The 14,132-nt window shown below is 62.9% G+C and carries 14 protein-coding genes and 1 riboswitch; of the genes, 12 read left to right on the top strand and 2 right to left on the bottom strand.

The features are described 5' to 3' along the window. The first annotated feature begins 180 nt into the window (after nucleotides 1-180). From IB249_RS03180 to IB249_RS03155, 6 genes are all read left to right on the top strand, one after another. On the top strand, nucleotides 181-1,245 hold the full coding sequence (locus IB249_RS03180; RefSeq protein ID WP_192302055.1) for a DUF2066 domain-containing protein: 1,065 nt from the start codon (nucleotides 181-183) through the stop codon (nucleotides 1,243-1,245). A 38-nt stretch (nucleotides 1,246-1,283) separates the two neighbouring features. Then, the gene (locus IB249_RS03175) at nucleotides 1,284-2,357 is read left to right on the top strand and encodes an AI-2E family transporter (RefSeq protein WP_192302054.1); all 1,074 of its coding nucleotides are present in this window, start codon (nucleotides 1,284-1,286) and stop codon (nucleotides 2,355-2,357) included. A 231-nt stretch (nucleotides 2,358-2,588) separates the two neighbouring features. After that, complete coding sequence (hda, locus tag IB249_RS03170; protein WP_192302053.1) at nucleotides 2,589-3,293, top strand: DnaA regulatory inactivator Hda; 705 nt, start codon at nucleotides 2,589-2,591, stop codon at nucleotides 3,291-3,293. Nucleotides 3,294-3,506: 213 nt separating this feature from the next. After that, nucleotides 3,507-4,136, top strand: a complete 630-nt coding sequence (locus tag IB249_RS03165) for a C40 family peptidase (protein ID WP_192302052.1) — start codon at nucleotides 3,507-3,509, stop codon at nucleotides 4,134-4,136. Between the two features lie 220 nt (nucleotides 4,137-4,356). After that, nucleotides 4,357-4,890, top strand: a complete 534-nt coding sequence (locus tag IB249_RS03160; RefSeq protein ID WP_192302051.1) for a C40 family peptidase — start codon at nucleotides 4,357-4,359, stop codon at nucleotides 4,888-4,890. Between the two features lie 15 nt (nucleotides 4,891-4,905). After that, nucleotides 4,906-5,559: an O-methyltransferase gene (locus tag IB249_RS03155; RefSeq protein ID WP_192302050.1), complete on the top strand. Its 654-nt coding sequence runs from the start codon at nucleotides 4,906-4,908 to the stop codon at nucleotides 5,557-5,559. A gap of 125 nt (nucleotides 5,560-5,684) precedes the next feature. Here IB249_RS03155 and IB249_RS03150 read toward each other — a convergent pair whose 3' ends face one another. Both IB249_RS03150 and IB249_RS03145 read right to left on the bottom strand, forming a co-directional pair. Then, complete coding sequence (locus IB249_RS03150; RefSeq protein ID WP_192302049.1) at nucleotides 5,685-6,998, bottom strand: PQQ-dependent sugar dehydrogenase; 1,314 nt, start codon at nucleotides 6,996-6,998, stop codon at nucleotides 5,685-5,687. Between the two features lie 68 nt (nucleotides 6,999-7,066). Then, nucleotides 7,067-7,651: a hypothetical protein gene (locus IB249_RS03145; RefSeq protein WP_192302048.1), complete on the bottom strand. Its 585-nt coding sequence runs from the start codon at nucleotides 7,649-7,651 to the stop codon at nucleotides 7,067-7,069. Nucleotides 7,652-7,805: 154 nt separating this feature from the next. After that, a riboswitch (cobalamin riboswitch) is annotated at nucleotides 7,806-8,036 on the top strand. A 79-nt stretch (nucleotides 8,037-8,115) separates the two neighbouring features. On the opposite strand from IB249_RS03145, the gene cobO reads away from it, so the two are divergent. Genes cobO through IB249_RS03115 form a run of 6 tightly spaced genes read left to right on the top strand, consistent with a single transcriptional unit; the run spans nucleotide 8,116 to nucleotide 14,091 of the window. Next, entirely contained in the window at nucleotides 8,116-8,727 is a 612-nt protein-coding gene (gene cobO / locus IB249_RS03140) for a cob(I)yrinic acid a,c-diamide adenosyltransferase (RefSeq protein ID WP_192302047.1), read from the top strand. Next, a complete protein-coding gene (locus IB249_RS03135; protein ID WP_192302046.1) occupies nucleotides 8,724-10,106 on the top strand; it encodes a cobyrinate a,c-diamide synthase in 1,383 nt (460 codons plus the stop codon). Before cobO ends, IB249_RS03135 begins: the two co-directional genes overlap by 4 nt. After that, nucleotides 10,103-10,753: a 5,6-dimethylbenzimidazole synthase gene (gene bluB / locus IB249_RS03130; protein ID WP_192302045.1), complete on the top strand. Its 651-nt coding sequence runs from the start codon at nucleotides 10,103-10,105 to the stop codon at nucleotides 10,751-10,753. Before IB249_RS03135 ends, bluB begins: the two co-directional genes overlap by 4 nt. Further along, complete coding sequence (cbiB, locus tag IB249_RS03125; protein ID WP_192302044.1) at nucleotides 10,750-11,658, top strand: adenosylcobinamide-phosphate synthase CbiB; 909 nt, start codon at nucleotides 10,750-10,752, stop codon at nucleotides 11,656-11,658. The genes bluB and cbiB overlap by 4 nt, the downstream gene beginning before the upstream one ends. Further along, entirely contained in the window at nucleotides 11,651-12,643 is a 993-nt protein-coding gene (cobD, locus tag IB249_RS03120) for a threonine-phosphate decarboxylase CobD (RefSeq protein WP_192302043.1), read from the top strand. Before cbiB ends, cobD begins: the two co-directional genes overlap by 8 nt. After that, the gene (locus IB249_RS03115; protein WP_192302042.1) at nucleotides 12,640-14,091 is read left to right on the top strand and encodes a cobyric acid synthase; all 1,452 of its coding nucleotides are present in this window, start codon (nucleotides 12,640-12,642) and stop codon (nucleotides 14,089-14,091) included. Before cobD ends, IB249_RS03115 begins: the two co-directional genes overlap by 4 nt. Nucleotides 14,092-14,132: the final 41 nt, after the last annotated feature.

Genomic DNA, 14,132 nt, shown 5'->3' with positions numbered 1-14,132 from the left:
AAAAACCGCTATACCCGTGTCCTTGGCTATATAAGGTAGGGCTGTTAACCGTCTATCGTATTGGGTGTACGAAAAACATCACCGCAACGGGTGAATGTTTTGCGTCGGGCGATGGTCACAGCTTTGCTCGATTGTCTTCATGCGGCCAGTTCCAGCCGCTCTCGTCGTCAGGAATCCTCCATGCGTTTTTTCAGATCATTGTTTGTGGGTTGTCTGTCCCTGGTCAGCCTGGCGAGTCATGCCGAAACGGTCAAAAGCCTTTATCAGGTGCGCGAGCCCGTAACCAGCCAATCACCCGATGAGCGTGATCAGGCTACCCAGCGCGCGCTCGACACCCTGGTGTTGCGTCTGACCGGCGATGCAAAGGCCGTGCAGAGTCCCGGTCTGGCCGACATCCGCAAAGACCCGCAACAGATCATCAGTCAGTACGGTTTCGAAGCCGGCCCACCGGAAGTCTTGAAGGTCGATTTCGACCCGGCCAGCACCGGGCAGGCACTGCGCCGCGCCGGGCTGTCGTTGTGGGGGGCGAATCGGCCGTCGATCCTGACCTGGTGGTTGAATGACTCAACCGAAGGTTCGAGCCTGGTGGGCGATGGCCAGGCCAGTGCCGAGCCGCTGCGGCGTGCCGCTCAGCACCGGGGGTTGCCGCTGCGTCTGCCGCTGGCGGACCTGAGCGAGCAACTGGTCGCCACAGCACCGAATCTCGAAGGAACGGATGCTGCCCCGTTGCGCGAGGCATCGGATCGTTACAACGCCGATGCCCTGCTGGCAGTGCATGCCCGTGAAGAGGGTGGGCAGTGGCAAGCCAAGTGGCACCTGTGGCTGGGCGATCAGAAGGAGGCGGGCAGTGTCCAGGGCGCGGATCAGGCCGTCTTGGCGGATGCGGTGATGCTGGCGGTCAATCAGCGGCTGGCGCCGCGGTTTGTGGTCAAGCCGGGGGCTTCGGGCGAGCAGTTGCTGGAAGTGCAGGGCATGAGCCTGGAACGTTACGCGACGCTGGGGCGTTTGCTGGAGCCCTTTGGTGCGCGCCTGGTGAATGTCGATGCTGACCGGATTCTGTACCGGGTCAATGGCAGTGCAGAGCAATTGCGCTCGCAGTTGTCACTGGCGAAGTTGCAGGAGGTCGCGGCGGGTGAGGCGCCTGCGCCGGCTCCGGTGACGCCTGTGCAACCTGCGGCCGAAGGTGCGACGCCTGTCGTGGCGCCTGCGCCGGCCCCGGTGCCGCAGTTGCGTTTCCGTTGGTAAGGTTTTCTTTCTTTATATAAATGCAGATGGAGTGGTACATGGCCGATACGCGGCGTTGGTTCTGGTTGGGTGGAGTGGTTCTGCTCTGCGCGTTTATCTGGCTGTTGCATCCGATTTTGACGCCATTCCTGGTGGCGCTGCTGCTGGCGTACCTGTTCGACCCGCTGGTGGATCGGCTGGAAAAGGCCGGGTTGTCCCGAACCTGGGGCGTGGTGGCGGTGTTTGCGCTGTTTACGCTGATCTTCACCACGTTGCTGCTGGTGCTGGTGCCCATGCTCGCCAAGCAGTTGTTTCGCTTGTACGAGCTGGCACCGCAGATGCTCGACTGGTTGCAGCACACCGCGCTGCCGTGGGCGCAATCGAAGTTCGGGCTGTCGGACGGCTTCTGGAAATTCGACAAGGTGAAGTCCGCCATCAGCGAACACATGGGGCAGACCACCGACATCGTTGGCGTGGTCTTGAGCCAGGCGACCGCTTCCAGCCTGGCGTTGATCGGTTGGCTGGCCAACCTGGTGCTGATCCCGGTGGTGAGTTTCTACCTGCTGCGTGACTGGGACCTGATGATGGCCAAGATCCGCAGCCTGTTGCCGCGTGATCGCGAAGAGCGCGTCGTCAGCCTGGCGGGCGAATGCCATGAAGTGCTGGGTGCGTTCGTGCGCGGGCAGTTGCTGGTGATGGTGGCGCTGGGGGTGATCTATGCCGCCGGCCTGATGCTGGTCGGGCTGGAGCTGGGGCTGTTGATCGGGCTGATCGCCGGCCTGGCGGCCATTGTGCCGTACATGGGGTTTGTCATCGGGATTGGTGCGGCGCTAATTGCCGGCCTGTTTCAGTTTGGCGGCGATTTGTATCCCATGATCGGCATCGTCGCGGTGTTCATGGTCGGGCAGGCGCTTGAGGGCATGGTGCTCACGCCGTTGCTGGTGGGGGATCGCATTGGCCTGCACCCGGTGGCGGTGATCTTCGCCATCCTGGCTGGCGGCGAGCTGTTCGGGTTCACCGGGGTGCTGCTGGCGCTGCCGGTGGCCGCCGTGATCATGGTGCTGGTGCGCCACGTGCATGATTTGTACAAGGATTCGGATATGTACAGCGGTGTCGATGATCCTGAACTCTAGCGTCCTTCAATGATCGGTTGGGGGTGGCCCGGTGCGCAGCCGGGCTGGGGCCCCATCCCCTGCGCTGCGGTCACATGCGCCGCCATCGACGCGTTCATCAAAGCGGCGCAATTACGCAAACCTTTGATTTTGCTTATGGTCTGTCGCATTGTGCGGCCAGCGTCACGGGTATAAACTTCGCAAACTTTACACAGAGGCCACTAACGGTTCATTTGGAACTGTTCAGTCAGCATGAAACCGATTCAGCTGCCCCTAGGTGTGCGTCTGCGTGATGACGCCACCTTTATCAACTACTACCCAGGCGCTAATGCCGCTGCACTCGGCTATGTCGAGCGACTTTGCGAAGCCGACGCCGGCTGGACCGAAAGCCTGATTTACCTTTGGGGCAAGCATGGGGTAGGGCGCACGCATCTGTTGCAGGCGGCCTGCCTGCGCTTCGAACAGATGGGGGAGCCGGCGGTGTACCTGCCGTTGGCCGAGCTGCTGGATCGCGGCGTCGAAATCCTCGACAACCTCGAACAATACGAACTGGTCTGTCTGGACGATCTGCAGGCAGTTGCCGGGCGTGCGGATTGGGAAGAAGCGCTGTTTCATCTGTTCAACCGTCTGCGTGACAGTGGACGGCGGCTGCTGATCGCGGCATCGACCTCTCCACGTGAGTTGCCGGTGAAGCTGGCCGACCTCAAGTCGCGCCTGACCCTGGCCCTGATCTTCCAGATGCGCCCCCTGTCTGACGAAGACAAATTGCGCGCCTTGCAGTTGCGCGCTTCCCGCCGCGGCCTGCACCTGACCGACGAAGTCGGGCATTTCATCCTGACCCGCGGTACTCGCAGCATGAGTGCGTTGTTTGACCTTCTCGAGCAGCTCGATCAAGCCTCCCTTCAAGCCCAGCGCAAGCTGACCATCCCGTTCCTGAAAGAGACGCTGGGCTGGTAAGACCCCCGTTTTCCGCGACTTTCGGCATATTTCAGGCGCCAGTAAACCCGCATTCCTATGGGGTACAGGCTGCGCAAGCGTCTAAATGGGGCTTAAGCGCTTAGATGTTAACGGGAAAACGAAAAGTCACAAAAGTTTCGATTGAATTTGCAAATGAGGTTGATAGCGGGCATAGTCTCGGCTTCTTTACAACTATCAGCCACGGTCGTGCCCATGCTAAAGCGCTTCGCACCCCTCGTGCCTCTCGCACTCGTTACCCTGCTGTTCGGTTGCGCTGCTCACTCTCCAGTGTCCGAGCAGGCTCCACAACAGCAGGTCAGCAACAATTCGGTCACTGCACAATCTTCGTCCCAGCGTTTCCAGCAAGAACTGGAAACCGACAAGGAACTGGCCAACTTCGCCGACGGCAAGTCGTACCAGCTTCCAGTGCTGGCGGACAGCATCCTTGAGCGCGGCATGTCCCTGATCGGTACTCGTTACCGTTTCGGCGGCACCTCCGAGGCCGGCTTCGATTGCAGTGGTTTCATCGGTTACCTGTTTCGTGAAGAGGCCGGTATGAACCTGCCCCGTTCGACTCGCGAAATGATCAACGTCGATGCGCCTCTGGTGTCCCGCAGCGCACTCAAGCCGGGCGACCTGCTGTTCTTCGCTACCAACGGTCGTCGCGGTCGTGTCAGTCACGCCGGGATCTACCTGGGCGACAACCAGTTCATCCACTCCAGCAGCCGCAAGAGCGGTGGTGTCCGGGTCGACAGCCTGGGCGACAGCTACTGGAGCAAGACCTTCATCGAAGCCAAGCGCGCACTCGCCATGGCGCCGACCGTGGTCACCGCCCGCAAGTAATACTGCATGGGTCGCCACTTCTGGTGGTGACCCAGGCTTCTCCGCAAGGGAGTAGCCGGACAGGTTACATGGTGAACTTAAAGTCTTACTTGAAGTTTGCCCCATAGGCGCTAGAATCTGATCCATTATTGATGGCAAACCGCCTGCGTTCTGCGCAGGCGGTTTTCTTTTCTGCCGATCGGGCAGAAAAAAGCCGCAGCCAGATCAGGATGTTCTGCTTATGACGATGTCGGCCCGCCTCACACTCATAGTCCTCGCCGCGCTGCTCAGTGCCTGCGCCAGTCGCACGCCGCCCGCTCCGGTCGTCCGTGCACCTATCGTCTTCAGTTCCCCGCAGCCGTCTTCACCCGAGGCCGAGGACGTGTTGTTTCGCGCGTTGGGCCTGGTGGGCACGCCTTATCGCTGGGGCGGCAACACGCCGGACTCCGGGTTCGATTGCAGCGGCCTGATCGGTTACGTCTACCGCGACGCCGCCGGCATTTCCCTGCCACGCACCACCCGTGAAATGATCAGCATGCAGGCGGCCGACGTCGGCAAGGAGGGCCTGCAAAGTGGTGACCTGGTGTTCTTCGCCACCAATGGCGGTTCCCAAGTCAGCCATGCCGGGATCTATGTCGGTGAAGGTCGTTTCGTCCATGCCCCGGCCACGGGCGGCACCGTGAAGCTCGACAGCTTGTCCAAGGCCTATTGGCAGAAGGCTTACCTCAGCGCCAAGCGCGTCCTGCAACCCGAGCATCTGGCGCGCAACCCCTAGTCCGAAGAGGTTGTCATGACCGCTCGCACGCTCAATCTCGATGATGCCCTGTATCAATACCTGCTCGACGTCTCCCTGAGGGAGACGCCGCTGCTCAAGCGCTTGCGTGACGAAACCCAGGCGCTGCCCATGGCGCGCTGGCAGGTGGCGCCGGAGCAGGGGCAGTTCCTCGCATTGCTGGTCAGGCTCATGGGGGCCAGGCGTTTACTGGAGGTCGGCACCTTCACCGGTTACAGCGCCCTGTGCATGGCCGCCGCATTGCCGGAGGACGGTTCCCTGATCTGTTGCGACGTGCCCGGTGACTACAACGCCACTGCGCGGCGCTACTGGCAGGAAGCGGGGCTCGCCGCACGGATTGACCTGCGCCTGGCACCCGCGCTGCAAACCCTGGCGGGGCTGAACGAGCCGGGGCAGTTCGATTTGACTTTCATCGATGCCGACAAGGCCAATTACCCCCACTACCTGGAGCATGCCCTGCGCTTGTTGCGCGTGGGTGGCCTGGTGGTGTTCGACAATACGCTCTGGAGTGGGCGGGTGCTCGAACAGGCGCCCGATAGCGCCGACACCCGAGCCATCCAGGCGCTCAATCGCGTACTGAAGGATGACTCGCGCGTGGATCTGTCGCTGCTGCCGCTGGGAGACGGGCTCACCCTCTGCCGTAAACGCTGAAGGTTCTGGCGGCCTCGGCCTCATCGAAGCGAGCCGGCGCTCGAATGCAATCGGTCAGGGGCCGCAGGGCTGGCGGGCGCACCGCTATCGTGAGCAAGCCCGCCTTGTCGCTTGCAGCATCGCCTCTACTTGACCGCCGACACTCGCCACACCTTGTTCCCCACATCATCGGCCACCAGCAGATCGCCCTGGCGGTCAATGACCACGCCAACCGGCCGCCCCATGGCCTCCTCCTTGTCATTGAGGAAACCGGTGAGCACATCAATCGGTGCGCCGTTCGGTTTGCCGGCGCTGAACGGCACGAATATCACCTTGTAGCCACTGTGGGGCTTGCGGTTCCACGAGCCGTGCTGACCAATGAACGCGCCTTCCTTGAACTGCGCCGGCAGCGTGTTGCCTTCGGCAAACGTCAGGCCCAGCGAAGCGGTATGTGGGCCGACCGCGTAGTCCGGTGCGATGGCCTTGGCGACCAGGTCCGGGTTTTGCGGCTGGACACGCACGTCGACGTGCTGACCGTAATAACTGAACGGCCAACCATAGAAGGCACCGTCCTTGACGGAGGTGATGTAGTCCGGGACCAGGTCGCTGCCAATTTCATCGCGCTCGTTGACCGCTGTCCACAGGGCGCCGCTCTGGGGTTCCCAGGCCATGCCATTGGGGTTGCGCAGGCCCGAGGCGAAGATCCGGTGATTGCCGGTGGCGCGGTCCACTTCCCAGATCGCGGCGCGGCCTTCTTCCTTGTCCATGCCGTTTTCGGCGACGTTGCTGTTGGAGCCTACGGTGACATACAGCTTGCTGCCGTCCTTGCTGGCGATGACGTTTTTGGTCCAGTGGTGATTCAGCGTGCCGCCGGGCAGGTCCGCCACTTTGATCGGCTGCGACTTGATCGCTGTGTCGCCCTCTTCATAGTGGAAACGCAACAGGCGGTCGGTGTCGGCGACGTACAGGTCAGTGCCGACCAGGGTCATGCCGAAGGGCGAATTGAGGTTTTCCAGGAACACCGTGCGGGTTTCGGCGATGCCGTCGTGGTCCTTGTCCCGCAACAGGGTGATCCGGTTCGGGCTGGGAACTCCGGCGCCGGCGCGGCTCATGACTTTTTCGGTGATCCAGCCTTTGATGCCTTTGCCGTCATCGGGTTTGGGCGGTGCGTTGGTTTCGGCGACCAGCACGTCGCCGTTGGGCAGCACGTACAACCAGCGCGGATGATCGAGGCCTTCGGCAAACGCGGCCACCTGAGTGCCTGTCGCCGCCGTGGGTTTCGTGCCGTTCGGCCAGCCGATGGCCGGGGCGATGTTCATCGTCGGGATCAGGGTCTTGTTCGGTTCCGGCAACTGGGGTGACGGGCCGGTGCCGTCGGAGACTTGCAGGCTGGAAGTTTCACCGCAGGCGGTGAGCCCTCCGGCGAGTGCGATGACGAAAACGAGCTGAGGCTTGCGCATACTGATCTTCCCTCTGGATGCAGTGATCTGATCAGTAGAGAAGCGCAAGCCCGTGATGGTTCAACCGTTCAGCCGCGGGCCTCCTTGAGCAGCACGGCGATGCCGGGATGGTAGTTGCCCGCTTCGTTGTGCAACTTGCGGTAGGCATAGGGGAAATACCAGGCCACGGCGCAGGTGTTTTCCTTCTGCAGGTCGTCGACCATGTCCTGCAGCTCTTCCGGCGTGGCACCGTGCTGGGCCTTTTGTGGCGCCACGAACAGGCAGCCCAGTTTCAGGTCGCTGCTGTAGCTGATGCGCTTGGCGTCGCTGGTGATTTCTGCCAGCGCCTGTGTCAGGTTCAGTCCGTTGACCCGTGGCCAGCGCTGGGTCGCTTGAAGATAGGCGCGCGCCTCGCTCGATGCGATGAGCAGGTCGGCGCGGGCGTTGCGTTCGCCGTCTTCGATCTGTTTACGGGTCTGGGTGTTTTGCAGGGTGACCATTTCGGCCATCCAGGCAGCGGCCGAGAGCACGCCAAGGTTGGCTTTTTCGTCGTACCAGTAAGGCGTGTCGTTATCGCCGCGCACGGCGTTGTAGCGGTCAATACAGTCAAACCAGCGTTCCAGCAGCGGGCGCAGGAATTCCAGTCGCGGATTGCTGATGATCATGCCTTGCATGGGGCTCACCCTTGTTCTTGTGATGTGGGGTTGTGGCTCTTTGATATCACTGCTGGAAGTGTGGCACAAGATTGGCGTCACTTTATTGATCAGCGGCAGTTATTCGCCCATCGGCGTCCCGGCTTTAATTGACGCTCCATTCCCAACCCTCTAACCTTCGCGGCTTGTTTCAGGTGCTCTATGACCCTGGTTGATAGAGTGAAACAGGGAAGCCGGTGAGTGCGTTCAACTGATGAGCGACCACGATCCCGGCGCTGCCCCCGCAACGGTAAATGAGTGAACGCTGCGCTTTGAGCCACTGTGTCGATCGCGACATGGGAAGGCGCGCAGTCAGGTGTCATGCCGCTCATGAGCCCGGAGACCGGCCTGATTCAATCCAGCGGCATCACGGTGGGCGATGCCAGGCTTCTTGCCGTCTGTTCTTGCGCCTGCCCGCCGTTATCCAGCCTCAACGGAGAGCTCCCATGACTGATACTCCTGATCGTGACGAACGCCACCTGGCGCGCATGCTGCGTAAAAAAGCCGTGATCGACGAACGCATCGCCAACTCGCCGAACGAATGCGGCCTGCTGTTGGTGCTGACCGGCAACGGCAAAGGCAAAAGCAGCTCGGCGTTCGGCATGCTCGCCCGTTCCATGGGGCACGGCATGCAGTGCGGCGTGGTGCAATTCATCAAGGGCCGCAACAGCACGGGCGAAGAATTGTTTTTCCGTCGTTTCCCGGAGCAGGTGCGTTTCCATGTGATGGGCGAAGGCTTTACCTGGGAAACCCAGGATCGCCAGCGTGACATCGCCGCGGCCGAAGCCGCGTGGGCGGTGTCCCGCGAACTGCTGCGCGATCCGGCGATTGGCCTGGTGGTGCTGGACGAGCTGAACATCGCCCTCAAGCACGGCTACCTTGACCTCGACCAAGTGCTCAGCGACCTGCAGGCGCGTCCGCCGATGCAGCATGTGGTGGTGACCGGCCGCGGCGCCAAGCCGGAGATGATCGAGCTGGCTGACACGGTCACGGAAATGGGCATGATCAAGCACGCCTTCCAGGCCGGGATCAAAGCGCAAAAGGGCGTCGAATTGTGAGTGAGCCACGTCATTGCCCGGCGGTATTGATTGCCGCGCCGGCCTCCGGCCAGGGCAAGACCACCGTCACCGCCGCACTGGCCCGATTGCACCGCAATCAGGGGCGCAAGGTGCGTGTGTTCAAGTGCGGTCCGGATTTTCTTGACCCGATGATCCTTGAGCGCGCCAGTGGCGCGCCGGTGTATCAACTGGACATGTGGATGGTCGGCGAACAGGAAAGTCGTCGCTTGTTGTGGGAAGCGGCCGCCGAAGCGGACCTGATTCTCATCGAAGGTGTCATGGGCCTGTTCGACGGCACGCCGTCCAGCGCCGACCTGGCGCGGCATTTCGGTGTGCCGGTGCTCGGGGTGATCGACGGCACGGCGATGGCGCAGACCTTCGGTGCCCTGGCGTTGGGCCTGGCGAAGTATCAGGCAGACCTGCCGTTCGCCGGCGTATTGGCCAACCGGGTCGGCACCTTGCGCCATGCGCAATTGCTGGAAGGCAGCCTGACCGAAGGTCTGCGCTGGTACGGCGCCTTGTCCCGGGAAACCGGGATCGAGCTGCCGAGCCGCCACCTCGGCCTGGTCCAGGCCAGCGAGCTGAACGACCTCGATCTGCGCCTCGATGCCGCCGCCGAGGCGTTGGCCAGCAGTTGCGAGGTCGCGCTGCCGCCCGCCGTGCAATTCGCTGCGCCCGAGGTATTCGTCGCCGAGCCGTTGCTGGCCGGCGTGCGCATTGCCGTGGCGCGCGACGAAGCGTTCGCGTTCACGTACGGCGCCAGCCTGGATCTGTTGCGGGCCATGGGAGCCCAATTGTCCTTTTTCTCGCCGATCCGCGACACGCAACTGCCCCCGGCCGAGAGCCTCTATCTGCCGGGCGGTTACCCGGAGCTGCACCACGTGGCGCTGGCGCAAAACACCCCGATGCTCGATGCGATCCGCGCTCACCACGCAGCGGGCAAGCCGTTGCTGGCCGAGTGTGGCGGCATGTTGTACCTGCTCGATTCGCTGACCGATGTCGAGGGCACTCGCGCTGAGCTGGTGGGCTTGCTGGCGGGGGATGCCGTGATGCAGAAACGCATGGCGGCGCTGGCGTTGCAGGCGGTCGAGTTGCCGGAAGGTTCACTGCGCGGACACACCTACCATCATTCGTTGACCACCACCGAACTGACGCCGATTGCCCGTGGCCTGAGCCCGAACGGCGGGCGTGGCGCGGAGGCGGTTTTTCGTGAGGGGCGGATGACCGCCTCTTATGTGCATTTTTACTTTCCATCGAACCCCTCGGCCGTGGCCGCGCTGTTTGCGCCGGACCGTGAGAGCGCTTTCGCGAGCCAGCCTGCTGCCACAATGCATCATCCCGCCCCTGAGGCAGCGAGTCTGCTCGCGAAGCGGCCATGAGCGACAACGCCTTCTCCGAGGACGAACGCGCGGCCGTCTATCGAGCCATCGCCGAACGCCGTGACATGCGCCATTTCAGCGGCGGCACCGTCGAACCTGCGCAATTGAGGCGCCTGCTCGAAGCCGCGCACCAGGCGCCCAGCGTCGGCCTGATGCAGCCCTGGCGGTTTATCCGCATCAGCGATCGCCACCTGCGCGGCCAGATCCAGTCGCTGGTGGAGGAGGAGCGCGTGCGTACGGCGCAAGCCCTCGGCGAGCGCAGCGACGAGTTCATGAAGCTGAAAGTCGAAGGGATCAACGATTGCGCCGAGGTGCTGGTTGCCGCGTTGATGGACGATCGCGAACGGCATATTTTCGGTCGCCGCACGCTGCCGGAAATGGACATGGCTTCATTGTCCTGCGCGATCCAGAACCTGTGGCTGGCCTCCCGTGCCGAAGGGCTCGGCATGGGCTGGGTCTCGTTGTTCGAACCGCAGGCACTGGCCGACCTGCTGGGTTTGCCCGCCGGGGCCAAACCCCTGGCGATCCTGTGCCTGGGACCGGTCAAGGCGTTCTATCCGGCGCCGATGCTGGTCCTCGAAGGTTGGGCGCAGGAGCGTCCGCTGAGCGAATTGCTGTATGAGAATTTTTGGGGAGTGAGTCAATGAGTGTGGCGTTGTTGAGTGTCGCCGCCGTGGCGCTGGATGCGCTGCTGGGTGAACCCAGGCGCTGGCATCCGCTGGTGGCGTTCGGTCGTTTTGCCGATCGCATCGAACAACGTTTCAATGGCGGTGGTCGTGGCTGGCGCAGCCACGGTGTCACGGCCTGGGTCATTGCGGTCATACCGCTGACCCTGCTGGCCACGGCGTTTTCCTGGGCGCCTTATGTCGGTTGGATCGTCGAGATTGTTGCGCTGTATTGCGCCCTCGGCCTGCGCAGTCTGGGTGAACACGTCGAGCCGGTAGCCAAGGCTTTGCGCAGTGACGATCTGGAGTTGGCGCGCCAGCGGGTCGGGTATCTGGTCAGTCGCCAGACCAGCGAACTGGACTCGACCGAAGTCGCCCGTGCCGCCACCGAGTCGGTCCTGGAAAACGGCAGCGACGCGGTGTTCGCCGCCTTGTTCTGGTTTGTCGTGGCTGGCGCGCCCGGTGTGGTGCTCTACCGCTTGAGCAATACGCTGGACGCGATGTGGGGCTATCGCAACGAACGTTTCGAACGTTTCGGCTGGGCGGCGGCGAAGATCGACGACGTGCTCAACTATATTCCGGCCCGGCTGGTGGCCTTGACGTATGCGCTGCTGGGTAACACCCGACTCGCGTTGAAGTGCTGGCGCACGCAAGGCCCGACCTGGGACAGCCCGAACGCCGGCCCGGTCATGGCGGCGGGTGCCGGGGCGCTCGGGGTCGAGTTGGGTGGGGCGGCGATTTATCACGGTGAACTGCACCAGCGCCCGCCATTGGGCGAAGGTGTGCCGGCGGATGCCGACGCCATTGATCGAGGCTGGCAATTGGTCCAGCGCGGGGTATGGTTATGGCTGCTGATTCTGTGCGTGGGGGCTGAATTTTATGCTTGAACACGGTGGACGGTTGCGCAAGGCGGCGCTCGAATACGGCATTGCCGAAGCCGATTGGCTCGACCTGTCCAGCGGCCTCGCGCCCTGGCCATTTGCGGTCCCGGAAATTGCACTGCGTGCCTGGGCGCGATTGCCGGAAACCGATGACGGTCTGGAGCAGGCCGCCTGCGAGTACTACGGCACCGCGCAGGTACTGCCGGTGGCGGGCTCGCAAATGGCGATCCAGTTGCTGCCACGCCTGCGTCGCGCAGGCAAGGTCGGTGTGCTGTCGCCGTGTTACGCCGAGCATGCGCAAGCCTGGCGCCGCAGTGGCTACATCGTGCGCGAAGTGGTGGAGCAGGAAGTCGACTTTTTCATCGACAGCCTCGATGTGCTGGTGGTGGTCAATCCCAACAATCCCACCGGCCTGCACCTGACCCCGGAGCGTCTGCTCGACTGGCATTCCCGGCTGGCCCAGCGCGGCGGCTGGCTGGTCGTGGACGAAGCGTTCATGGACAACACGCCGCACCTGAGCCTGGCCCCCTTCGCCCATCGGGTCGGTCTCGTGGTGCTGCGTTCATTCGGCAAATTCTTTGGTCTGGCCGGTGTGCGCCTGGGGTTTGTCCTGGCCGAGCGCAAGTTGCTCAAGCTGCTCGCCGAACAGGTCGGGCCCTGGGCTGTCAGCGGGCCGACGCGGGTGCTGGGCCAGGCTTGCCTGCGGGATACCGAGGGCCATGCCCGGCAACGCCAACGCAGCGAAGTGGCCAGTGAGCGGTTGGCGACGTTGCTGGAAAAATACGCTTTCAAACCTCAGGGCGGTTGTGCCCTGTTTCAGTGGCTGAGCACCCAGCGCGCCGAAGAACTGTATGAATTCATGGCCCGGCGCGGCATTCTGCTGCGCTTGTTTACCCACAACAGCAGCGTGCGGTTCGGCCTGCCGGGCGAAGAAGCCGACTGGCTGCGCCTCGATCAGGCATTCGACGCCTTTGCCAAGGAAGTGCCATGACCACGTTGATGGTGCAGGGCACGACGTCCGACGCAGGTAAAAGCACCCTGGTGACGGCGCTGTGCCGTTGGGTCACGCGCCAGGGTGTCGGCGTCGTGCCATTCAAGCCGCAGAACATGGCGCTCAACAGTGCCGTGACGGCCGACGGGGGCGAGATCGGTCGGGCACAGGCCGTGCAGGCCCAGGCGGCCTACCTGGAACCGCACACCGACATGAACCCGGTGCTGCTCAAGCCCAACAGCGACACCGGGGCCCAGGTGATCATTCATGGCCGCGCGGTCACGACGATGAACGCGGTGGCGTACCACGACTACAAAGCCATCGCGCTGCAAGCGGTACTGGCTTCGCACCAGCGTCTGAGCACGGCGTACCCGGTGGTCATGGTCGAAGGCGCGGGCTCGCCCGCAGAGATCAACCTGCGTGCCGGCGACATTGCCAACATGGGCTTCGCCGAAGCGGTGGACTGTCCGGTGCTGCTGATTGCCGATATCAACCGTGGCGGGGTATTCGCCCATCTGGTGGGTACGCTGGAACTGCTGTCAGCGAGTGAGCAGGCGCGGGTCAAAGGCTTCATCATCAATCGTTTTCGCGGTGACCTCGCCTTGCTCCAACCGGGGCTCGACTGGCTGGAGGCGCGCACCGGCAAACCGGTGATCGGCGTCTTGCCTTATGTGATGGACCTGCATCTGGAGGCCGAGGACGGCATCGATCAACGCCAGACCGACAAGTCCGACCAGGTGCTGAAAGTCGTGGTGCCGGTGTTGCCGCGCATCAGCAACCACACCGATTTCGATCCGCTGCGCCTGCACCCGCAAGTGGACCTGCAGTTCATTGGTCCTGGCCAGGCGATTCCCGCCGCCGACCTGATCATTCTTCCCGGATCGAAAAGTGTGCGCAGCGATCTTGCGTACCTTCGTGGCAGTGGCTGGGACACCGCCATCGCCCGCCATCTGCGCTACGGCGGGAAAGTGCTGGGGATCTGCGGCGGTCTGCAGATGCTTGGCGAACAGGTGCACGATCCTCTGGGCCTCGAAGGCGCGCCGGGATCCAGTGCGGGCCTGGGCTTGCTGGCATTCGAGACCCGGCTGGAGGCGGACAAGCAACTGCGCAACGTGCGCGGGCGTCTGGCGCTGGAGAATGCCGAGGTCAGCGGCTATGAAATTCATGCCGGTGTGACCACCGGGCCTGGTCTTGCACAGGCTGCGGTGCACCTGGACGACGGGCGCTGCGATGGCGCGCAAAGTGACGACGGGCAGATTTTCGGCACCTATCTGCATGGTCTGTTCGAGTCCCCGGCGGCGTGCGGTGCACTGTTGCGCTGGGCCGGTTTGCAAAATGTGCAGACAGTGGATTACCACGGGCTGCGCGAGCGGGATATCGAGCGCCTGGCGGATCTGGTGGAACAGCATCTGGATACCGAACTGTTGCGTCGGCTCTGTGGAATTTGATGGGGTTTAAGCGGCGCTTTCGCCTCACCGAAGAGTTAAGG

It is taken from the genome of Pseudomonas sp. PDM04 (assembly GCF_014851765.1).
Lineage (GTDB): Bacteria > Pseudomonadota > Gammaproteobacteria > Pseudomonadales > Pseudomonadaceae > Aquipseudomonas.
This window is presented reverse-complemented; position numbering and strand designations above follow the sequence as displayed.